We start from the raw sequence: 21,125 nt of genomic DNA, 5'->3' as shown, positions 1-21,125 counted from the left end.
TTTCTATTCGCCGCGCAGGATGCGGCTGATATAGCTGGCCACCGTTGCAACCTTCTGAATGGTACCGGGGTAGTCCATGTGCGTGGGACCGACAACCCCTAAACCACCAAGTGCCTCATGGCCAGCCCCATATGCAGTTGTAACAACACTGGCGCGGGATAATTCCACGTCCTCGTTCTCGCGTCCGATGCGCACAGACACGTGCTCCAGTTCCTGGGCGCTGGCCAACAGCTTCAGCACCACCACCTGCTCCTCCAAGGCGGCGATCACGCTGCGCAGATCCCCCGGCCCGTGCAGGGTGAGGTTGCCGGCGCCAGCGATCAGCAGGCGGTCCGGCGTGGTGTCTACCAGCGTGTCTATGAGCACCTCGGTAGCCCGGCGCGCCGCCGGCTGCAGGTGCATCGGCGCCGCGTTTGGCAGATCGGCGATGGCGTCGGCGGCCTCGCGCAGGGTTTTACCCACCAGCACGGTGTTGAGGTGTTCGCGCAGCAACCGCACCGCGTCATCATCAATCGGGTGTTCCAGCTCCACGTTGCGCTGGTCCACACGTCCCGTGTCCGTGATCAGCACAAGCAGAAGCCGCATCGGCGCAAGCGCTACCACCTCGCAGTGCTTCACGCGTGAGACCGTCAGCGTGGGCAGCTGCACCACGGCCGCCTGGTTGGTCAGTTGCGCAAGCAGCGTCACGGAGCGGCGCAGGACGTCTTCTAAATCCACACCGTCATCAAGAAACTGCATAATCGCGTGCCGCTCGGCGACGGACAGCGGCTTGACGTCGTGCAACGCGTCCACAAACGCCCGGTAGCCCGCCTCCGTGGGGATCCGCCCGGACGACGCGTGTGTTTGCTCAATGAAGCCCTGGGACTCCAGCACGCTCATGTCGTTGCGGATCGTCGCCGAGCTCACCCCCAGCCCGTGGCGCTCTACAAGCGCCTTCGACCCCACAGGTTCCTGGCTGGCGATGTAATCAGCGACGATTGCCCGCAGCACCGCCCGCCGTCTCACATCCGCCGCACTCATAGCCGTCGATGTTACTCGTGGGCGAGGAGGTCTGTCACGATGCCGTCCACAAGCAGCCTGCCCTTGTCCGTGACCGCAATGCGCTCGCCCACGGTGAGCAGCCCGAGCTTTTCATGCTTATCGACGCCCACGTCAACCAACCCAGCGTCAATCCCCTCCTTCAGGCGCAACCCCAACATGACGGCCTCAAAACGGCGGATCTCTTCGGTGAGCTGTTCTTCTTCAGCAATCGGCAGCTGGCCTGCGGCGAGGATGTCGGCGTAGCGCTCGGGCCGCTTCACGTTATAAAAGCGGCGCGGGTAGATCGTGGAATGCGCACCCGGACCCGCACCCCACCACGCACCGCCGCGCCAATAGAGCAGGTTGTGGCGGCACTGGCCGCCCGGCTTGGCCCAGTTGGAGACCTCGTACCAGTCAAACCCCTGGGCTTCGAGGGTCTCGGCGATCATCTCGTACCTGCGCGCGTAGACATCCTCCTGCGGTGCCGGCAACTCACCGCGGCGGACTTTGCGATGCATCGCCGTACCGTCCTCCACAATCAGGGAGTAGGCGCTGACGTGGTCCACCGGCGTTTCCAAAATGGCGTCGAGGGTTGCGCGCACATCATCGTCCGTCTCCGTCGGGGTGCCGTAGATCATGTCCAGGTTGATGTGCTGGAAGCCTGCGTTGTGGGCCTCTTTGGCAGCCGCGACCGCGCGCCCCGGCGTGTGACGACGATCCAGCACCTTCAGCACCGGCGTGGACGCCGACTGCATCCCCAACGACACGCGCGTAAAACCATGACCCAGCAGCCCCTCGAAATACTGCGGGCTCGTGGACTCTGGGTTGGACTCCGTGGTGATCTCCGCGCCTTCGCTAATGCCAAAGGTATTACGGACTGCATTGAGGATACGACCCAAGCCATCTGCGCCAAGGACACTCGGCGTGCCACCGCCAATAAACACCGTGTCCGCGGATCGCTGCACCTGCGCCGCCGCTAACTCCAGCTCACGCTCCAACGCATCCAAATACGTTGCGTGCGAAGTCTCCACCTCGCTCGGGGTATACGTATTGAAATCGCAATACCCGCAACGACTCTCACAAAACGGGACATGCACATACACGCCAAAAGCATCCATTCGAGACATTCTGCTACCTAACCCCGAAACACACACAAAACGCCCCGGCGGCGAAGCGCACGGATCCGCCAATCCATGCCTTCACGCGCCAGGGCATGAGGCGTAAGCGTACCTGAAGTACCCGATCAATCTTTAAGCGCCGCGGCGGCGGCGTTTGGCGGCGACGCGGGCCACGATGGCGTCGATACGCGCGCGCTCTTCCAAAAACTCCGGCGGATTCAGGCCCCGCATCGTGCGGGCAAACGCCGGGTGATCCTCAAACACGGTCTCAATCCAGCCGTCCACGGCTGCCTCCACCAGCGCACCAGCACGCGCGTACAGGTGCGGCAAGCTCACCGCACCCAACTCACGCGCCACCATGTCCGTCTGCTCAAGCACAAACGCCACAAGCTCTTCCAGGTGCTGCACCACCAAATCAGTGCGACCTGTCAAGGCGTCCTGCATCATCTGCACCGAATACGGCACTTCGAGTGGGAAGAGGTCGTCCAGCCCCGCAGCGTCGAGAAGCTCAGGCTCCGGGATCCGCTCCTCCGGCTCCGCACTGGCAGACAGGTGCCCGGCGCGCATCCCGGACGTCAGCGCCTGGCGCAGCCCGATCAGCTCGCCAACGATGCGGCGGGCATCCTGGCGGGCATCGTCCACAATCTCGCAGAACTCCGCCAGGCAGTCATCGGCCAGCTCACCGTCATAGTCCGCAATAGCCTCGGCGATGTGCTCAGCGTACTCAGCAACCTCATCGCCAATGTTGTAAATCTCCTGAGTCAACTCACGATGGCGCAGCACAGCGGCCGATTTGTGCATCGCAAGCCTCCCAGGAAACAACCAAGTGACAGTAACAGTCAGCGATGCTATTCCACTTCGCGCACCGCCGCGTTAAGGCGCGCCGCTAACGCTGATACAGCTTGTCAATATCCTCCTGGAAACGCTGGAACACCACGTTGCGCTTCACCTTCATCGTCGGCGTCATCTCATCGTTCTGCTCCGACAGGTCACGGTCCAGGATGCGGAACTTCTTCACCGCCTCAGCCCGCGACACCGTCGCATTGGCCATGTTGATCGCATCCTGCACCTCAGCGCGCAACGCCGGGTCCTGCGCCAAATCCGACAACTTCCGGTTCGCCGGAATGTTGCGGTTGGCCTTCCAGCGCTTCAGCTCTTCCTCATCCAGGGTGACAAGGACGCCGATGAACGGCTTGCCGTCGCCCACCAGCAGCGCATTGGAAATCAGCGGGTGCTGGCGGATGATCTCCTCCAGCGGCGCCGGCGACACATTCTTGCCGCCGGCGGTAACAATCAGGTCCTTTTTGCGGCCGGTGATGGAGACAAACCCGTCCTCATCAACCTCACCCAGATCCCCAGTGTTAAACCAGCCGTCCGTGATCGCCTCCGCCGTAGCCTCCGGGTTCTGCCAGTAGTAGGAGAACACGCCGGGGCCCTGGAACTCGATCTCACCGTCATCATTGATACGCACCGAATATCCATTGACCGGGCGGCCCACGGTGCCGATCTTGTTCGCGTCCGCGTTGTTCACGCAGCACGCCGCGCACGTCTCGGTCAGCCCGTAGCCCTCATAAATAGGCACGCCCATGCCGCGGAAGAAGTGCGACAGATCCGCGCTCATCGCCGAACCACCCGTAATGGCGTACCAGACCGAGCCGCCCATGGCTTCCTTGATCTTGCCGTACACCAGCTTCTCGTACACCTTGGCCTTGGCCTTTTGCATTCGCGACGGCCCCTCCGGCGTATCCAACGCCTTCGAGTACTCAATCGCCGCCTTCTCCGCCTCTAGGAAGATGCGCTTGCCCACCGCCGAACCATCGGCGGCCTTGTTGTAGGCGCCCTCGCGCACCTTCTCAAACACGCGCGGCACACCCACCACCAGGTTCGGGCGCACGCGCTGCAGCTCCACCGTCAACGTCGAGGTGTCAGACCAGTGCGTCTGCGTCGCCCCCGAAATCGTCCACGCAGTAGACACCGCACGCGCCAACACGTGCGCCAGCGGCAAAAACGTCACCATGCGCTGGCCCGGGTACGACACCTTGCCAATCTCATTTTCCAAAAGCGCCCAGCACTGGTGCGCCCAGTTGCCGTGCGTAATCGCCACACCTTTCGGGCGTCCCGTGGTGCCCGAGGTGTACACGATGGACGCCAGGTCGTCGTGGGTGAGGGCTTGCCAGCGCGCGTCTACAAGCGAGGTGTCCACCGTACGGCCCTCAAACTTGATGGTCTCCACACCTGCGGAGTTGAACTCATACAAACGCTCCAACTTGGAGTCCTTGTACACACCATCCGGCAAAAACGGGGTCATCAGCTCGGTGTGATCACGCGTCTCACAAAACGCGATCCGCGCCCCCGAATTCTCCAAAATCCACTGAATCTGCGGCGTGGAACTCGTCGGGTAAATCGGCACAGACGCCGCACCCGCCGCCCAAATCGCAAAATCCAACAGCGCCCACTCGTAGCGCGTCGACGACAAGATAGCCACACGATCCCCCGGCTCAATACCAGCCGCGATCAGGCCCTTCGCCACGTCATAGACCTCTTCCCAGAAGTCCGCGGCGGTTACCGACACCCACTCATAATTACGAGGACGGGAAAACAACACCAAATGCGGCTGCTCCGTGCACATCGTTGCCAGACGGCGGATGCACGTTTCCTTCTCGTCCAGGTGGAATCCAAGCTCTGTTGTGTACGTGTTCGACGGCATGGGGGCCACTTTAGCGTGTGCTGTGGCAGAATTACTGTTTGTGATGAACGGGGATTTGCTGCTCGAACTCGCCGCGGCCTACGGCTTCGGCACCACCTACCGCGACTCCAACGGGGAGGTGACCACACCCCCGAGGCAGTCTTTTATCAAGCTGTTGCGCGCTTTGGGGCTCCCGCTTGACGACGATCCGACGAACGAACAACTCCAACTCCACCTGGACGCACGCCACCTTGAGCTGGCGACACGCCCCCTGCCGCCAACCGTGGTGGCAACGCAAGGCGAGGAACGCCACTTCAACGTGCACGTGCACGACGGGCACCCGGCGCACTGCTGGATCCGGCTTGAAGACGGCACCTCGCGCGACGCCTACCAGGACGAAAACTGGTCTCAACCTGTCACCGGCGCCGACGGCATCGTGTGGGGCGAAGCCACCTTCCACATCCCCGGCGACCTGCCCGTGGGCTGGCACGAACTGCACCTGGAATCCGACAACTTCACCGACAGCTGCACGCTGATCATCACCCCACGCACGCTGTCCACCAACGAATCCTGCATCCAGGACCCCGTGTGGGGTGTCATGGCGCAGCTCTACTCCGTACGCTCCGAGCAGTCCTGGGGCGTGGGCGACTTCGAAGACCTCGCGCGCCTAGCTGAGGTCGTCGCCGCCGAAGGCGCAGACTACCTGCTGATCAACCCCGTCCACGCCGCACAACCCGTGCCGCCGGTGGAGGACTCGCCGTACCTGCCCACCTCGCGGCGCTTTGTTAACCCCATCTATATCTCCGTGGAGGCTGTGCCGGAGTATGGGCGGTTGGATGGGGAAACGTTGGCGTCGATAAGCAAAATGGCCCAACCGCTCAAAGCCATGAACCGCTCAGCCGAACCGCTGCAACGCAACGAGGTCTTCGGCACCAAACTGCAAGTGCTGCGCGAACTGTTCTACCTGGCTGAGCAGGACCCGGAACGCACCCACGATTTCGAACTGTTCATGCTTGATGAAGGCGAAGGGCTCGCCGAATTCGCCCACTGGTGCGCGCAACAGGCCGTCACCACCGCCAACGCACGCCACGACGGCGCGGAATACCTCGGCGAAACCACCCGCTTCTACATGTGGCTGCAGTTCATTGCGGATGAGCAACGACGCATCGCGCAAGAGCGCGCCATCGCCGCCGGCATGCGCCTTGGCATCATGACCGACCTGGCAGTGGGCATCCACCCCGACGGCGCCGACGCCCACACCCTTGCGGACGTGCTGGTTGCCGACGCCTCCGTCGGCGCCCCACCAGACCAGTACTCTCAACTCGGCCAAGACTGGTCCCAGCCGCCGTGGAACCCGCAGGCGCTCGCCGAAGCCGGCTACGCGCCATGGCGCGACCTGCTGCGCACCGTGCTGCGCCACTCCGGCGGCATCCGCGTCGACCACGTGCTTGGCCTATTCCGCCTGTTCTGGATCCCCCGCATGGACACCCCCGCCGACGGCGCCTACATGAACTACGACTACGAAGCCATGGTGGGCATCCTCGCGCTCGAAGCACAGCGCGCCGGCGCCGTTGTTGTGGGCGAAGACCTGGGCACCTTCGAACCGTGGGTCCAAGACGTGCTGCGTGACAAGGGCATCCTCGGCACCACCGTGTTGTGGTTCGAGTCCACCCCGTGGAACGGCGCGCCGCTGCCCTCGGATCAGTACCGCAACCTGTCGCTGACCGCAGTGGGCACGCACGACCTGCCGCCGACCGCCGGCTACATCCAGGGCGCACACAACGAGCTGCGCCACAAACTCGGCCTCGTGCACGAGACGTTGGAGGAGCTCAACGCCAACGATGCGGTGTGGATCTCCCAGGTCCTTGCCGCCGTGCAGGCCGAGGGCGCATTCGAGGGCACCCCGCTTGCCAAGGTCAACTTCCTAGACAAGGACTTGGGGCAGTACGGCGACGTCGACTCGCTACTGGTGGGGCTGACGCGGTTTGTCGCCTCCACCCCATCCGCCATGACCTGCACGAACCTGGTGGATATGGTTGGAGACGTCCGCATCCAAAACCAGCCCGGCACCAACCACAAGCAGTACTCCAACTGGTGCATCCCGCTTTGCGACGCCCAACGCAACCCCCTTACCATCGAAGACCTCCCCACCCTGGAGCTCTTCAAGCGCGTTGCCGAAGCCTCGCAGCGCGGGCGCTAAACGCCAGCGCTTGCAGCGCCCGCGGTGCGGGGGTGCTGGCATTGCCCCCCCGTGCCCCCTGTGTGCTTGCGGCGCTAGAGCGCGCTGATCGCGGCGGCGACAACGCACATCGCGATCAGAAACCACATCACCTGGGTGACGCGCGACTTGGGGAAGCGCCGCTTCGTGGTCCGCTTCTCCGTGCTTGCCGGAGTTTCAGCCGGGGTGTTGTGCGGGTGCTGTGTGTGCTGCGTGTGCTGTGTGTTCAAGGGGTCTGGCATGGCAGTTACGCTACTCCCCTTGGCCGTGGACGTCGGAACCCGCAAGCCCGCGGCGGGTCAGCAGGGGGCGGACGTCTTTGTCGCGGCCTCGGAAAGCACGGTATGCCTCCGTGTAGTCGCGGGCGGCACCGCGCGACAGGATGGTGTCGCGGAACGCCTGGCCGGTTTCGCGGTTGATGCCGCGCTCTTCAACCAGCTGGTAGCCATCAGCATCCAGCGCCTCAGCCCACAGGTAGGAGTAGTAGCCCGCCGAATACCCACCGGCGAAGACGTGGTTAAACCAAGTGGAGCGGTAGCGCGGTTCGAGACCTTCGATGTCCAGGCCGACCTGACGAAGCGCCTGGGCTTCGAACTCGGCGATGTCCACGTCGTCTGCCGGCGGGGTTTCCAGGGAGTGCCACGCCAAGTCAATGGCTGCGGCCGCCAAGTATTCGGCGGTGGCGAAGCCTTGGCCGAACTGTCGGGAAGCACGCACCGCTTCGAGCAGCTCGTCGGGGATGACCTCGCCAGTGTCTACGTGGCGTGCGTAGTTGCGCACGATCTCTGGGGCAAAGGCGTAGTTTTCGTTGATCTGGGAGGGGAACTCCACCCAGTCACGCGGCACATTCGTGCCGCTGAGCGTTGGGTAGCGCACGTTGGACAGCAGCCCGTGCAGCGCGTGGCCAAACTCGTGGAAGACGGTGGTGACCTCGTCCACGCTGAGCAGATTGTCGGTGATGCTCATGACGTTGACCACCACCGGATTCGTGTCCAGCAGCGTGGACTGTTCCACAAAGGAGCTCATCCAGGCGCCGCCGCGCTTGGTTTCGCGGGCGAAGTAGTCCGTCAACAGCAGGCCGATGCCGGTGCCGTCCGCGTCGGTGACTTCCCACACGTCCACGTCATCGCGGTAGCCGCGCAGGTCCTCGCGCTTGGTCACGGTGATGCCGTAGAGGAGGTTGGCGGCGTGAAACGCGCCGTCTACAAGAACCTGCTCCAGCGGGAAGTACTTGCGCAGCTCGGCGTCATCAACGTCAAGCTCCTCTTCCCTGCGGCGCGCCTGGTAGTACGGCCAATCCGCCCCGTCCACCTCAAAGCCGGCGAGCTCGGAGGCGAGTTTGCGCTCAGCTTCCGCATTCGCCGCAGCCGCCGGGGCCAGGTCCGCAACCAGCGCGCGGGCAGCCTGAGCGGTTTCGGCGGTTTCCTCCGCAATCACGTAATCAGCGTGGCTGGCAAAACCGAGCAGGTTCGCGCGCTCCAGGCGCAGCTGCACGGTCTCGGCGATGATCGCCGGGTTGGTTTCCGCGCCGCGTTGGCGAGAGGCGGTGAACAGATGGCGTCGAGAAGCAGGAAGCTCCAGGTCAGCCTGCAGGGACTGGGTGGTGGGCAGCTCGATGGGCACCACGTAACGGTCGCCGTCGCGGTAGGCCTCGCGCTGCGACTCGCTCAGGCCCGCCAGCTCCTCCGCGCTGAACTCCACGGCAAGGCGCTTCGTGTCAGCGAGCAGGTTGCGCCCGAAACGCTCCGACAACTCCGCCAGGCGCTGGTTGATCTCCTGCAGGCGGGTCTTGCCCTGCGCATCAAGCGTGGCACCGCGGCGCTGGAAGCGGCGCATCAACAGGTCATGCAGGCGCTGCGACTCCTCATCAGCCGGCACCTCAACGGCCTCCAGGCGGCGGTAAAGCTCCTCGTTTTGGTAGATGGAATCCAGGTGGGCGGACAGCTTCGGCACAATGTCGTCTGCAACCGCGTCGAATGCCTCATTGCCGTCGGTGCCTTGCAGGTTGAAGAACCAGGCGGTGACGCGCTCAAGTTCGCGGCCGGAACGCTCCAGCGCCTCGACGGTGTTTTCCCACGTCGGGGCGGCTTCGGTGGTGATGGCGGTGATCTCTTCAGCGTGGCGCCGTAACGCCTCAGCGAATGCGGGCTGCACGTCATCGAGCGTGATGGCGGCGAAGTCCGGCAGACCGTAGGGCAGATTCGATGGGGTAAGCAACGGATTTGTCATGCCCACACAATAGCTATGATGGCGCGGGTGAACACCACTGAAGTCACGTGTCCGGCTGGGACGGTCCTCGGCGTCATGGATGATGGCCTGCGCCGTTTCCATTCCATCCCGGTGGTGCAGGCTTCAGGATTGTTTGATAACCCCAGGCCAGCAGAGCTTGGTTTGCTTATCGACGCCACACGCCCCCGCCCCAACGCACCCCACCTCTCGATCACCGCCCCAGCGGCCACGGCGCACGAAGATCTGCCCGTCATGGTGTGGATTCACGGCGGCCGGTTTGAGGAAGGCGACCACACGGAGACGTTTTCCAACCCCGACGGGTTCGCGCGCGAAGGTGTGGTGCACGTGCGCGTGGGCTACCGGCTGAAGTTCCCGGGATTTGTGCAGTTTCCTGATGACACCGCCGCGCACTACCGCGCCGTCGCCGACGTCTCCACAGCCCTGACCTGGATTCAGCACAACATCGAAGCATTTGGGGGTGACCCGACAAACGTGACTGTCATGGGCCACTCCGCGGGTGCCGCGATCGCACTGTGGCTGTGCAGACGCGACCACTACAAAGGCGAATTCCGACGCGTGCTTGCCATGTCACCAGCGTTTCCCCGCCGCGGTTTCCCGCAACGCAAATGGGCCGCGCGTGGCGCTTTGGGCACGCCAATTGCACGCGTGGCGCTCAACTGTCTCTCCCCAACCAAACTCAACCACGCCTACCAGCGCTTCCGCCTGCACTTCCCAACGGACATGGCGCTTGGCCCCTACCCGCTGGAACCTCAAGAGATGGCGAATGTTCCCGTCGTGCTCACCTGCACGGACAAGGAATTCCACCACTCAGGCGCGAAGCTGGACCGCGTGCCTGCGCTGGGCCGTGTCTTTGTGCGTGTCGCCGGACGCACGATGGGCCTGCGCAAGCGTGCCAGCAAAGGCGCAGGTAAAGGCACGGTTACAGGCACGGGCAAGGGCTACACCGCGGGTCAGTTGCTCTCAGACTCCCTGGTGCGACGCCACGTAGACGCGGTCGCCGAGCACGCACCTGGCCCCGTATGGCTTGCGGAGCACGTAGGTTACGCCCACGCCGAAGACCTCAGCGGTATGTTCGCGCCGGACCCATGGTTGTTGACGTTCCTGCGCACCGGTGATGTTGGTTGGCCGGAGTATGGGGTGTCGGGGAGGGGTGCGGTGAGGCGTCGTGAAGCAGAAGCCCCAACCGTGGTACACGATCCCCTTGGCTACCTGCGCGACATATTCGAAGACCCAAACAGCAGCGACATCGCCGAATAAGGATGATGGCGGTTCTCCACCGGCACCCCACTCGGTGACACCCAACAGGTACGGCCGTTGATGCTCTCCGTACGGCCACGAATGGGCTGCGAAGGATCATCATCATTGACCTGGTTGTGATAGCGACACAGCACCGCCAAGTTATCCATGTTCGTCTCACCACCACGCGACCACGCGGTGATGTGGTGCAGCTGGCAGTTGTCCGAAACGTGACGGCAATCAGGCACCGTGCACACCGGGTTGGCCATGCGCGCCAAGTCGCGCTGCTTCGTGTTGGCGTAGCGCTTCGTGCGGTACAGGTTCACGGGCCCCTCCTGCGGGTGGAACGTTGCCACCTCAAGGACCTCGCCGTAGCCCTGCTTGAGCAGTTCGGCGCCGGTGATGGTGGTGCCGTCGGTGAGGCCGAAGGTGGTTTCGTCGGCGTCGCCTTTGAGCAGCTTCAGGTGCTCATCAACGGGGATCAGGACGATTGGCCGACGCACAGCCCGAGACACGCCTGAGGATTTGCCCCGCAAAATGGCCAGGAGTCGTTCCAACATCTGACCCATCGCAGGTTTTTCCAGGTCAAGGTCGTGGGTCAGGGCGTGTTCAACGTCTGCAATCAGCTCCTCATCGTGTGTGAGCGTCATGGTGCGCTTGCGGTCTTTGGATTTACTAAATCGAACGCCATCTTGGCGCGGCTTCTCTAGCTTCGGAATGCGCTGTTTCACCAACGCCATCACCGCCTTGTAGTGGCCGCGCAAGCCAAGCAGCACTAGGCGTAGTTTGTTGCGGGTGCGAAGGCTCTTGATGCGTCGCAGCTCACGCTCGATCATGCACAGTTGGTCTAAGGAAAGGCCCGAGCGGCGCGCCTTATCTAACGCTTGGCGCTGCTTGGCGGCGGAAGTGGCCGCACCGTAATAAACCTCGTGTGCTAATTGCCACTCGCGTACTTTATTGGGCGGAATGCCCGCATCTAATGCTTGTTGCTTATTGAAGTGTTCAAGGACGTCGATGTTTGCTGTTTGCAAAAATTGTTCAAATGGATTCATGCGCAAAACGCTAAGACAAAATCAAGCCTTTGCCAAGGGGTACACACAGCGCCTGTGGATAACTAAAACAGGTTATCCACAGGCTTCATTGATCCGTTTTCAATAAGCCCTATCTGCGCAGGTGGGCGCGTAGCGGCTCATGCGACGCTTCTTCAATAAGCCACGGCGAAAAAACGAACGGCGCAGCCTCAATCGCCGCAGACAACCCCCCGGGGGTAATCCAGGCGCTCTCACATACCTCGTCGGGGTTGGGTTGAATCTGCGCATCCGCGGTCAAGCGTGCCACGAACACGGGGCAGATTTCATTTTCTACCACGCCGGATGCATCCACGGCGCGGTACTGGAAGTTCGGCAGGACCAGCTCAAGCGACGCAAATGCCTCGCGCTGCAGCCCTAACTCAAAAGTGGCGCGGCGGTACACGGCCTCCTCCGGGGTCTCGCCAGGGGCGGGATGCCCGCAAAAGGAGTTCGTCCACACCCCAGGCCACGTCTTCTTGCCCAGCGCGCGCCGTGTGAGCAGCAACTGGCCGTCTTCGTTGAACAGCCAGCAGGAAAACGCCAGGTGTAGCGGGGTGTCCCCGGTGTGGATCACGGCTTTGTCCGCGGTCCCGATCGGGGATCCGTCGTTATTAAGCAGGATTACTTCTTCACGCATTAATTGTTCAGATTCCCCTGGAACGTGATGTTGCCGATGGTGAACTGCGCGTCCCACAGGTTGCCCGTGGACACGTTGAACGCGTACTTGGCGTTCACCGTCGCACCTGGACCAAGCGGCAGGTCAAGGCCAATAATGTCTACGCCAGCCGCATCCGCGGTCAGCGCTTCGGCGGTGCGCATCTCGCCGCCGCCGGCGTTGTACTTCAGTGTGGGCTTCAAGGCGTCCACAGGCAGCGGTGCATCCGACTCGTTGGTCACCGCAACCACAACCACGGTGCCGCCGCCCGGCGCGTAGCTGGACCCCTGCCACTTGTACGACAGGTCCATGGCGGGGTCCTTGACGCGCTCGCCGTTGATCTCCGTGCTTGGCGCGGGCTCAACCTCGGAGGTTGCGAAGGTCTCCGCAGGCCGGCCGATCGTACTGGTGGGGGTGACGGCCTCCGGGTCAATGTCGTTTTCTCCGGGCGCGGCGCAGGCGGTAACCGGCAGCAGCAGGCTTAAAACCGCAAGTTTCAGGCGGTGGGACATGTAGGCGACGCTCCAAAATCCATCGTTGTGAGTTTGCAGGCAATCCTACAGCCCGGGCTAGTGTGGACCATCATGCAGCCGATCATCCGCGTTCTGCGCAGCGCCTCAACTCTTTGGCCGTTCTATCTTGCGGTGGTGGTGGTTTCTTCCGCAGTCGCGGGGCTAAGTTTGCTCAGTCCGTTTTTGATCCGTGAGGCCACGGACACGATTGTGGACGGCGGCGCGATCCGCACCGTCGTATGGCTGGCGGTGGGGCTATTCGCGGCGGAGGCCGGCGCGACGCTGCTGCGCAACGTCTCCGGCTACATCGGGGATGTGATGGTGGCACGTATCCGCCAGGTGCTGTCCACGCGATATTTTGCAAAGCTGCTGGCGCTGCCGCAGTCCTATTTTGATGGCCAGGTGACGGGCACGATCATTGCTCGGCTGGATCGTTCGATTGCGAACGTCACGCAGTTCATCCAGTCCTTTACTAATAACTTCTTGCCAATGCTGATCCAGGTCGTGGCCATCTTGGGCATCACGGCGTACTACTACTGGCCGCTGACGGTGCTGCTGGCGTTGCTGTTTCCGTTGTATACGTGGCTGACAGCGCTCACGTCGAAACGCTGGCAAGTGTTTGAGCAGGAGAAGAACGCCAACATTGATGAGGGCAATGGCCGTTTCGCCGAGGTTGTGGGCCAGGTGAAGGTGACCAAGTCATACGGCACAGAGGTGCGTGAGCTGGAGAAATTCGGGCGTCACTACACCAATACGGTGGAGATTACGCGCCTGCAGTCGCGCTGGTGGCATTCGATGGACACCGCGCGCGGCGTTGCAATGAACCTGATTTTCCTGGGTATTTATCTGATTGTGTTCACGCGGACGCTGAACGGCTTTTTCACTATCGGTGAGATGGTGATGCTGATTCAGATGGTGACTATGGCGCGTCAGCCGGTGACCATGATGAGTTGGATTGTGGATTCGGCGCAGCGAGCGATTGCGGGTTCGCGCGATTACTTCAAGGTGATGGATGAGCCGTTGGAGCCGACCGCGAACCGCCAGCTGGTCGCCGCCACCGAGGCCTCCGACATGCCGGAGGTGACACTGACCCAGCAGACCCCACTGCCGGTGCGCGAACCGGTGGTTGCGTTCGATCAGGTCACTTTCGCTTACACGCCTGGGGAGCCGGTGCTTTACGACGTCACGTTTTCCGCCCGCAAAGGCGAAAAAATCGCCCTTGTTGGCGAATCTGGTGGGGGCAAGTCCACGATTGTGAACCTGCTTTTGGGCTTGTACCCGGTAACCCAGGGACGCCTTGAGGTGTGCGGCGAGGAGCTGGGCGAGTTGGACGTGGAGAAACTGCGCGCAACCACTGGTGTGGTGTTCCAGGAGGCGGCGCTGTTTTCGGGGTCCGTGTTTGAAAACATTGCCTACGGCAAGCCGGACGCCACGTTAGAAGAGGTGGTGGCGGTGGCGAAGCGCGCCAACGCGCATGACTTCATTATGAAGTTCACCGACGGCTACGACACGGTGATTGGTGAACGCGGATTGCGCCTTTCGGGTGGGCAGCGCCAGCGCGTGGCGGTGGCGCGCGCCATGTTGAAGGACGCGCCGATTCTGATTTTGGACGAGGCGACCTCCGCCCTAGACACCAAGGCAGAGCGCGCCGTGCAGGCCGGGTTGGACGAGCTGATGGAAGGCCGCACCACCATCATGATCGCGCACCGCCTGTCCACGATTGCGAGTGTGGACACAATCATCACGCTTCGTGATGGCCGCATCGACGAAATCGGCTCCCCCGCCGAGTTGGCGGTTTCCGGCGGTATTTATTCGGAGCTGTTGAAGCTGACTGCGTCCTCCTCTGCGGAGGATCGTAGGAGGTTGAGGGCGTTTGGGTTTGCGTCGGAAAGCATGAGCCCCGATGAGGATGAAGACGAGGAAGAGTGGGGCGCGCTAGCGTAGGGCGCATGCAGTTTCCGGACATCGATACTTTAAGGACCCGCGGCACACGCAAATGGACTGTCTACGGCGATGACGTGATCCCCATGTTCATCGCGGAAAGCGACTTCCCCACCGCACCTGCGGTCAAAGACGCGATTGTTCAAGCCTGTGAGCGCGAGATGTTTGGCTACACGCCTGCGCCGCACGCGCACCGTTTGGGTGAGGCGGTGTCGGATTTCTACGCCGCGCGCTACGGCTGGCGCCCGGAGCCTGCGCGCATCTTCCCGGTGGCGGACGTGGTGCGCGGCGTGCTGCTTGCTATCCAGCACTTCACGCAAGGGCCGGTGATTGTGCCGGTGCCGGCGTATTTCCCGTTTTTGAACATTGCGGATGCGGCTGGGCGCGAGCGTATCGACGTTGCGAGCACCCCTGGCCTGGACCTGGCAGAGATCGAGCAGGCGTTCAAGCAGGGCGCAGGCAGCATCATTGTGACCAACCCGTACAACCCGGGCGGCTGGGTGTTCAGCGAGGCTGAGCTGGATGCGGTGTGCGAGGTGGCACGCAAATACGGCGGGCGCGTGATTGTGGACGAGATCCACGCCCCACTGGTTTTCGACGGCCAACACGTCTGCGCGGCAGCAAACAACCCGGATGTATGTATTACGGTGACGGCAACCTCGAAGGCGTGGAACGTCGCGGGGCTCAAATGCGCGCAGATGATTTTCTCCAACGATGAGGACGTGGCCACCTGGGAGCGCATCAACCCGGTGGCGAAAGACGGCGTGGGCACGCTTGGCATTACTGCGGCGGAGGCCTGCTACGACCTTGGGCGCGAGTTCCTGGATGAGGAGGTTGCGCAGCTGAAGGCCAACCGCGATTGGCTTGTCACCCACCTGCCGGACGCCGTGCCGGGGATCAAGTTCGAGGTCCCGGCCGCGACATACTTGATGTTCCTGGATTTCAGCGACACCAAACTCGACGACCCGCGCCCAGCCGCCTGGCTGCTCAAGCACGCGAAGGTGGCCATGAATGAGGGCGCCCACTTCGGCCCTGGCGGTGAGCACAAGGCGCGGATGAACTTTGCTACCAGCCCAGAGATTTTGCAGCAGGCCGTCGAGCGCATCGCCCAGGCCGTACGGCTACGCTAACTGGCTATGGAGCAAACCCCACAGGCAACTGATTTTCTCACGCCCGCCCCTGCTGAGCAGCCGTGGCAGCGCCCGGATCCGGAGTGGTACAAGGATTCGGTGTTCTACGAGGTGCTGGTACGCGCCTTCTACGACCCGGATGGTACGGGGTCCGGCACGCTGAAGGGCCTGGAGGAGAAGCTGGATTACCTGCAGTGGCTGGGTGTGGATTGTCTGTGGATCCCGCCGTTTTATGATTCGCCTCTTCGAGACGGCGGCTATGACATCCGTGATTTCCGCAAGGTGCTGCCGGAGTTTGGCACGGTTGAGGACTTTGTTTCGCTTATCGACGCTGCACATAAACGCGGCATCCGCATCATCACGGACTTCCCCATCAACCACACCTCCGATTCGCACGCCTGGTTCCAGGCGTCGCGTCAAGACCCGGATGGGGAGTACGGCGATTACTACGTGTGGACGGATGACCCGGAGCAGTACGCGGGCACGCGCATCATCTTCATTGACACGGAGGAGTCCAACTGGACGTGGGACCCGGTGCGCAAGCAGTACTTCTGGCACCGTTTCTTCTCGCACCAGCCGGATCTGAACTACGACAATCCGCGTGTACAGGAGGAAATCCTGGACGTGATTCGGTTCTGGCTAGACCTAGGCATGGACGGTATCCGCTTGGATGCCATTCCGTACCTGTTTGAGCGCGAGGGCACCTCCAGCGAGAACCTGCCGGAGACCCACCAGTTCATCAAACGCGTACGCACCATGTTTGATGAGGAGTACCCGGGCCGCTTCCTGCTGGCGGAGGCGAATCAGCTGCCGCATGAGGTGGTGGAGTACTTCGGTGAGGGCACGGACGGCAAGGGTGATGAGTGCCAGATGGCGTTCCACTTCCCTGTCATGCCGCGCATTTTCATGGGCCTGCATATGGAAAGCGCGCAGCCGATCATTGACATTTTGCGCGAGACCCCGGCGATCCCGGAGTCTGCACAGTGGGGCATTTTCCTGCGCAACCACGATGAGCTCACGCTTGAGATGGTCACGGAGGAAGAGCGCGAGTACATGTACAAGCACTACGCGTTTGATCCGCGGATGCGCGCGAATGTGGGTATTCGTCGTCGCTTGGCGCCGCTTTTGGGTGGGCATCGTGATCGTTTGCAGTTAGCGCACGCGTTGCTGCTGTCGCTGCCGGGTTCGCCGTTTATGTACTACGGCGATGAGATTGGCATGGGCGACAACATCTGGCTCTATGACCGTGATGGTGTGCGTACCCCGATGCAGTGGTCGAATGACCGCAACGGTGGTTTTTCCTCCGCGGACCCGGAGCGTCTCTATCTTCCGCCGGTGCGCAATGACCAGTATGGATACCACATTGTGAACGTGGAGAGCCAGATGAATAAGGAGAATTCCCTGCTGCATTGGGTGCGCACGTTGGTGCATGTGCGCAAGCAGTACAAGGCGTTCGGCCGCGGCTCCTACATCGAAGTGGAGCACGGCAATGAGCAGGTGTTGGCGTTTATCCGTGAGTACACAGATGAGACGGGCCGCACGGAGCGCATCTTGTGCGTGCACAACATGTCTTCGCGCCCGGCGCCTGTGGAGATGGAGCTGGCGCAATACAACGGCATTGTGCCGCGTGAGCTCTCTGGCAGCGTGGAATTCCCGGCGATTGGTGAGCTGCCGTGGCTTGTCACACTCGCGCCGCACGGTTTCTTCTGGTTCGATATTTCAGCATGATCGATATCACCAAGGAGCGGTTTTTTGGGTCGAAGGCGGGGAGGGTGGTTGGCGAGGGCGTCGATAAGCAAAAAGCCCTCGGCCCCTATACCTGGGAGATTGTGACCCTGGATCTGGGCACGCACCGCGAGAGCTATCAGATTCTTCACGACGGCACACGTGACATCCTTGCCACCACCTCCGGCGCGCAGACGTATGTGGAGCATATGGCGCAGCTTGGGCAGGTGCACGGGCAGCTGCGCGGCGGCGAAGTGCGTCCGATGGGTGCGGAGCAGTCCAACACCAATCTGATTGTTGGCAACACGATTGTGAAGGTCTTTCGCAAGCTGGAAGACGGACTGAACCCGGACGTGGAGCTCTTAAGCCGCATTGAGAACAAGCACGTGGCGAAGGTGACGGGCTACGTCACGCTGGATGGCCGCACGCTTGCGATGCAGCAGGAGCTGGTTGGCGGCACCGACGGCTTTGTTCTGGCTACCGCAGGGGCACTGGGTGCGGCGGATGCGCGTGCGTTGGGTGAGGCGATTGGCAGTGTGCACGCGTCGTTAGCGTCGGAGTTTGGTGTGGAAAAGCGTGCCGGTTCGGCCATTCGCGCGCAGCTTGATGCCAACCTGGATGCGTATCTGGAGCGCGCGTCGGTGTTGCGTGAGTTCGAGCCGGGCCTGCGGGCGTTGTATGCCGCGCTAGACACCCAGGATGTGGACGTGCAGCGCGTGCATGGGGATCTGCATTTGGGCCAGACGCTTTACGACGCCCCGTTGTGGCACCTCATCGACTTCGAAGGGGAACCCGCGCGCCCGTTGGCGCAGCGTCGTAGGAAAGACGTGGCTTTGCGAGATGTCGCCGGCATGGTGCGCTCGTTTGGCTACGCGCGTGCCGTGGGTGAGCTTTCGAAATCGTGGGAATCTGAGATGCGTGATGCTTTGCTGGCCGGCTATGGGGAGTTAGACCAGGCGTTACTGGCGGCGTATGTTGCGGATAAAGCCGCCTACGAGGTGGTCTATGAGGCCAACAATCGCCCGGATTGGGTGGACATTCCGCTGACTGCAATCAAGCAATTGCTGTCCATCTAGTGGAATCCGTTTCCCAAATTGGACCTTGGAGTGTACTGTCAACTGCATCATATGCATCACAGCTAACTCCTAGGAGGCAATTATGGGCTCAACCGCAGTTACGCGGGGCGGGTCTGGAAAGACCATCGCGATCACCTCGCTCGCGCTCTTTTCCATGTTCTTTGGCGCGGGCAACCTGATCTTCCCGCCGATGCTTGCCGTTGAGGCAGGCGACAACTTCTGGCCCGCAATCCTGGGCTTCCTCGGCACCGGCGCCCTGCTTCCGGTGCTCGCTGTGATTGCCATTGCGCTCTCCGGCGCTTCCGTGCGCGACCTGTCCCAGCGCGCCGGCACCGTCTTCGGCGTGATGTTCCCCATCTTGGCCTACCTGTCCATCGGCGCGTTCTACGCGCTGCCGCGTACCGGCGCCGTGTCTATGGAAACCGCAATCACCCCCCTGTTTGGTGTTGAGGGCATTGGCGCTTCCGCAGTCTTCAACCTGTTGTTCTTCGGCGCCGCACTGGCACTGGCGTGGAACCCGTCGACCATCATGGACAAGCTGGGCAAGTTCCTGGTGCCCTCCCTGGTGATCCTGTTGATCGTGATGATCGTTGGATCCCTGTTCCGTTGGGACGCCCAGCCGCGCACCCCCGGCGAGCAGTACGCCGACGGCGCATTCACCGCTGGCCTGCTCGAGGGCTACCTCACCATGGACTCCATTGCCGCTTTGGCGTTTTCCATCGTGATCATCTCCACCCTGCGCATGAAGGGCTTCGCTGAGGGCAAGGAGATTGTCAACAGCACCATCATCGCCGGCCTTGGCGCTGGCCTCATGTTGGCGCTGGTCTACCTGGGCCTGGGCAGCATCGGCCGCGTTATCCCGTCCGGCGGCCAGTACGACAACGGCGCGGGCCTGTTGGCAGACGCCGCGAACCTGACCATGGGCACCGCCGGCCAGATCATCTTCTCCCTGGTCGTGCTCCTTGCCTGCCTGACCACTGCGGTTGGCCTGATCACCGCTACCGGTGAGTACTTCTCTGAGCAGTTCCCCGGCAGCTACAAGGCGTGGGCCATCTTCTTCACCATTTGGTCCATCGTGTTTGCCACCCAGGGCCTGAACTTCATCATGGGCGTTGCCGCCCCGGTGATTGGCTTCCTCTACCCGCCAGCAATCGCGCTGATCTTTGTCACCCTGATTGAGCCTGCATTCCGCAGCCGCACCCGGTTCACCTGGGCGATGTTCCTGCCGATCTGGGTTGCTGTGATCTGGTCCGCAATCGAGACGTTCATCGCACAGGACTGGGCCGTTGACGCCCTGACCCCGCTGGTGAACTGGGCGCCACTGGCTGCAGATGGCCTGGGCTGGGTACTTCCGGTTGTGGTGGCGTTTGTCATCGGCCTGATCATTGACTTTGCCAAGCCCAAGCCGCCGATGGTGGTTGGCACCAACGAGGCCGTCGACGGCGAGGTAGTTACGGCGTAGCCTCGGGGGCATGCATACGCCCCTTTCGTTGATTGATTTTTGTACCCGATACCCCGGCGAGTCCGTGGGCAAAGCGATAGAGCGATCTGTCACCTTCGCCCAAGAAGCGGAAGCGCTGGGGTTTTCGCGTATCTGGTACTCCGAGCACCACAACATGACGCGGATTATCTCCTCTGCTCCCGCCGTGTTGATCGCACACGTTGGGGCAAAGACAGAAAAGATTCGCCTCGGCGCAGGTGGGGTGATGCTGCCCAACCACGCGCCGTACGTGATTGCAGAGCAGTTCGGCATGCTGGCCGAGATGTATCCGGACCGTATTGATCTCGGCGTGGGCCGCGCGCCGGGCACGGACCAGCAGACGCTGGGACAGGCGTTACGACGCGACCCGCGCGCCGCCGAGAACTTCCCCCAAGATGTGCTTGAACTGCAGGCGTGGATGTCCAACCAGTCGCCGCTGCCCGGAGTTGTGGCTATGCCGGGCGCAAACACGAACGTGCCGGTCTACATCCTCGGCTCCTCTATGTTCGGCGCCTCGTTGGCAGCAAAGCTGGGCCTGCCGTATTCCTTTGCCTCCCACTTCGCGCCGCAGCACCTCGAGCAGGCAACCACCTACTACCGGGAAAACTACGAGCCTTCAGAGCGCTACCCGGAGCCCTACTGCATCGCGGCGGTCAACGTGATTGCCTCCGACAGTGTGGAGGATGCGGACAGGCAAGAGAAACTTGTTCATAAAGAACGGGTTCGCTCCTTTGTAAGTAGGCGCGGCACCCCCCTTTCGGATGATCAACTGGAACAAATTATTCATTCCTATCAAGGGCGCCAAATCATTGATATGTTGCGCTACACCGCAAAAGGTACAGGCACCGAAGTGCGGGAATACCTGCAATGGTTTAAGGACCACGCGAAGGCAGATGAGCTGATGATTTCTCCTCAGGCACCTACGTTTGAAGAAACTGTCCACACTATGGGCATTATTGCAAGATCAATGCAATAGTATTCTTCACACACCAAACGGTTTTTACTCGG

Annotated in this window: 17 protein-coding genes; 8 read left to right on the top strand and 9 right to left on the bottom strand. The window is 62.0% G+C overall.

The genetic code is table 11. The features are described from left to right. Window positions 1-3 precede the first annotated feature (3 nt). From hrcA to HMPREF3104_RS03830, 4 genes are all read right to left on the bottom strand, one after another. A complete protein-coding gene (gene hrcA, locus HMPREF3104_RS03845) occupies window positions 4-1,020 on the bottom strand; it encodes a heat-inducible transcriptional repressor HrcA (RefSeq protein ID WP_070494424.1) in 1,017 nt (338 codons plus the stop codon). 11 nt (window positions 1,021-1,031) lie between these two features. Beyond that, a complete protein-coding gene (gene hemW, locus HMPREF3104_RS03840) occupies window positions 1,032-2,138 on the bottom strand; it encodes a radical SAM family heme chaperone HemW (RefSeq protein WP_070494422.1) in 1,107 nt (368 codons plus the stop codon). A 132-nt stretch (window positions 2,139-2,270) separates the two neighbouring features. Further along, window positions 2,271-2,939, bottom strand: a complete 669-nt coding sequence (locus HMPREF3104_RS03835) for a hypothetical protein (protein WP_070494420.1) — start codon at window positions 2,937-2,939, stop codon at window positions 2,271-2,273. A gap of 85 nt (window positions 2,940-3,024) precedes the next feature. Further along, window positions 3,025-4,845 carry an AMP-dependent synthetase/ligase gene (locus HMPREF3104_RS03830; protein WP_070494418.1) on the bottom strand — a complete coding sequence of 607 codons (1,821 nt, stop codon included), beginning with the start codon at window positions 4,843-4,845 and terminating at the stop codon, window positions 3,025-3,027. A gap of 43 nt (window positions 4,846-4,888) precedes the next feature. Here HMPREF3104_RS03830 and malQ point away from each other — a divergent pair, with 43 nt between their 5' ends. After that, a complete protein-coding gene (gene malQ, locus HMPREF3104_RS03825) occupies window positions 4,889-7,024 on the top strand; it encodes a 4-alpha-glucanotransferase (RefSeq protein ID WP_070494473.1) in 2,136 nt (711 codons plus the stop codon). A gap of 74 nt (window positions 7,025-7,098) precedes the next feature. On the opposite strand, the gene HMPREF3104_RS03820 is transcribed toward malQ, so the two are convergent. Both HMPREF3104_RS03820 and HMPREF3104_RS03815 read right to left on the bottom strand, forming a co-directional pair. After that, window positions 7,099-7,284, bottom strand: a complete 186-nt coding sequence (locus HMPREF3104_RS03820; RefSeq protein WP_052203358.1) for a hypothetical protein — start codon at window positions 7,282-7,284, stop codon at window positions 7,099-7,101. Between the two features lie 10 nt (window positions 7,285-7,294). Next, window positions 7,295-9,271: a M3 family metallopeptidase gene (locus HMPREF3104_RS03815; RefSeq protein ID WP_070494416.1), complete on the bottom strand. Its 1,977-nt coding sequence runs from the start codon at window positions 9,269-9,271 to the stop codon at window positions 7,295-7,297. Window positions 9,272-9,298: 27 nt separating this feature from the next. Here HMPREF3104_RS03815 and HMPREF3104_RS03810 point away from each other — a divergent pair, with 27 nt between their 5' ends. Next, entirely contained in the window at window positions 9,299-10,549 is a 1,251-nt protein-coding gene (locus HMPREF3104_RS03810; protein ID WP_246816345.1) for a carboxylesterase family protein, read from the top strand. Here HMPREF3104_RS03810 and HMPREF3104_RS03805 read toward each other — a convergent pair. The 3 genes from HMPREF3104_RS03805 to HMPREF3104_RS03795 form a co-directional block, all read right to left on the bottom strand. Further along, window positions 10,498-11,580 carry an HNH endonuclease signature motif containing protein gene (locus HMPREF3104_RS03805; protein WP_070494414.1) on the bottom strand — a complete coding sequence of 361 codons (1,083 nt, stop codon included), beginning with the start codon at window positions 11,578-11,580 and terminating at the stop codon, window positions 10,498-10,500. The two genes, HMPREF3104_RS03810 and HMPREF3104_RS03805, sit on opposite strands and share 52 nt — an antisense overlap. Before the next feature lie 109 nt (window positions 11,581-11,689). After that, entirely contained in the window at window positions 11,690-12,235 is a 546-nt protein-coding gene (idi, locus tag HMPREF3104_RS03800; protein ID WP_070494412.1) for an isopentenyl-diphosphate Delta-isomerase, read from the bottom strand. After that, window positions 12,235-12,765, bottom strand: coding sequence for a hypothetical protein (locus HMPREF3104_RS03795; protein ID WP_070494411.1), 531 nt, complete (start codon window positions 12,763-12,765; stop codon window positions 12,235-12,237). The genes idi and HMPREF3104_RS03795 overlap by 1 nt, the downstream gene beginning before the upstream one ends. Window positions 12,766-12,837: 72 nt before the next feature. Between HMPREF3104_RS03795 and HMPREF3104_RS03790 the strand changes: the two genes are divergently transcribed. From HMPREF3104_RS03790 to HMPREF3104_RS03765, 6 genes are all read left to right on the top strand, one after another. Next, window positions 12,838-14,709 (top strand): ABC transporter ATP-binding protein, encoded by a 1,872-nt coding sequence (locus HMPREF3104_RS03790; protein ID WP_070494469.1) that lies wholly within the window; start codon window positions 12,838-12,840, stop codon window positions 14,707-14,709. A gap of 5 nt (window positions 14,710-14,714) precedes the next feature. Next, window positions 14,715-15,836, top strand: a complete 1,122-nt coding sequence (locus tag HMPREF3104_RS03785; protein ID WP_070494409.1) for a MalY/PatB family protein — start codon at window positions 14,715-14,717, stop codon at window positions 15,834-15,836. Window positions 15,837-15,842: 6 nt separating this feature from the next. Next, the gene (treS, locus tag HMPREF3104_RS03780) at window positions 15,843-17,564 is read left to right on the top strand and encodes a maltose alpha-D-glucosyltransferase (protein ID WP_052203343.1); all 1,722 of its coding nucleotides are present in this window, start codon (window positions 15,843-15,845) and stop codon (window positions 17,562-17,564) included. Then, the gene (locus HMPREF3104_RS03775) at window positions 17,561-18,637 is read left to right on the top strand and encodes a phosphotransferase (RefSeq protein WP_070494407.1); all 1,077 of its coding nucleotides are present in this window, start codon (window positions 17,561-17,563) and stop codon (window positions 18,635-18,637) included. The genes treS and HMPREF3104_RS03775 overlap by 4 nt, the downstream gene beginning before the upstream one ends. An 82-nt stretch (window positions 18,638-18,719) precedes the next feature. Beyond that, a complete protein-coding gene (gene brnQ / locus HMPREF3104_RS03770; RefSeq protein WP_070494405.1) occupies window positions 18,720-20,099 on the top strand; it encodes a branched-chain amino acid transport system II carrier protein in 1,380 nt (459 codons plus the stop codon). A 10-nt stretch (window positions 20,100-20,109) separates the two neighbouring features. Continuing rightward, entirely contained in the window at window positions 20,110-21,093 is a 984-nt protein-coding gene (locus tag HMPREF3104_RS03765) for an LLM class flavin-dependent oxidoreductase (RefSeq protein WP_052203339.1), read from the top strand. Window positions 21,094-21,125 lie beyond the last annotated feature (32 nt).

Source organism: Corynebacterium sp. HMSC30G07, assembly GCF_001806945.1.
Taxonomy (GTDB): domain Bacteria; phylum Actinomycetota; class Actinomycetes; order Mycobacteriales; family Mycobacteriaceae; genus Corynebacterium; species Corynebacterium riegelii.
The sequence above is the reverse complement of the archived record's forward strand: the minus strand, read 5'-3'. Positions and strand labels throughout refer to the sequence as shown.

What these genes read in the sequence shown, in the direction of transcription:
- hrcA (WP_070494424.1), bottom strand. Translation starts at nt 1,020, where the DNA reads ATGAGTGCGGCGGATGTGAGACGGCGGGCGGTGCTGCGGGCAATCGTC.
- hemW (WP_070494422.1), bottom strand. Translation starts at nt 2,138, where the DNA reads ATGGATGCTTTTGGCGTGTATGTGCATGTCCCGTTTTGTGAGAGTCGT.
- HMPREF3104_RS03835 (WP_070494420.1), bottom strand. Translation starts at nt 2,939, where the DNA reads ATGCACAAATCGGCCGCTGTGCTGCGCCATCGTGAGTTGACTCAGGAG.
- HMPREF3104_RS03830 (WP_070494418.1), bottom strand. Translation starts at nt 4,845, where the DNA reads ATGCCGTCGAACACGTACACAACAGAGCTTGGATTCCACCTGGACGAG.
- malQ (WP_070494473.1), top strand. Translation starts at nt 4,889, where the DNA reads ATGAACGGGGATTTGCTGCTCGAACTCGCCGCGGCCTACGGCTTCGGC.
- HMPREF3104_RS03820 (WP_052203358.1), bottom strand. Translation starts at nt 7,284, where the DNA reads ATGCCAGACCCCTTGAACACACAGCACACGCAGCACACACAGCACCCG.
- HMPREF3104_RS03815 (WP_070494416.1), bottom strand. Translation starts at nt 9,271, where the DNA reads ATGACAAATCCGTTGCTTACCCCATCGAATCTGCCCTACGGTCTGCCG.
- HMPREF3104_RS03805 (WP_070494414.1), bottom strand. Translation starts at nt 11,580, where the DNA reads ATGAATCCATTTGAACAATTTTTGCAAACAGCAAACATCGACGTCCTT.
- idi (WP_070494412.1), bottom strand. Translation starts at nt 12,235, where the DNA reads ATGCGTGAAGAAGTAATCCTGCTTAATAACGACGGATCCCCGATCGGG.
- HMPREF3104_RS03795 (WP_070494411.1), bottom strand. Translation starts at nt 12,765, where the DNA reads ATGTCCCACCGCCTGAAACTTGCGGTTTTAAGCCTGCTGCTGCCGGTT.
- HMPREF3104_RS03790 (WP_070494469.1), top strand. Translation starts at nt 12,838, where the DNA reads ATGCAGCCGATCATCCGCGTTCTGCGCAGCGCCTCAACTCTTTGGCCG.
- HMPREF3104_RS03785 (WP_070494409.1), top strand. Translation starts at nt 14,715, where the DNA reads ATGCAGTTTCCGGACATCGATACTTTAAGGACCCGCGGCACACGCAAA.
- treS (WP_052203343.1), top strand. Translation starts at nt 15,843, where the DNA reads ATGGAGCAAACCCCACAGGCAACTGATTTTCTCACGCCCGCCCCTGCT.
- HMPREF3104_RS03775 (WP_070494407.1), top strand. Translation starts at nt 17,561, where the DNA reads ATGATCGATATCACCAAGGAGCGGTTTTTTGGGTCGAAGGCGGGGAGG.
- brnQ (WP_070494405.1), top strand. Translation starts at nt 18,720, where the DNA reads ATGGGCTCAACCGCAGTTACGCGGGGCGGGTCTGGAAAGACCATCGCG.
- HMPREF3104_RS03765 (WP_052203339.1), top strand. Translation starts at nt 20,110, where the DNA reads ATGCATACGCCCCTTTCGTTGATTGATTTTTGTACCCGATACCCCGGC.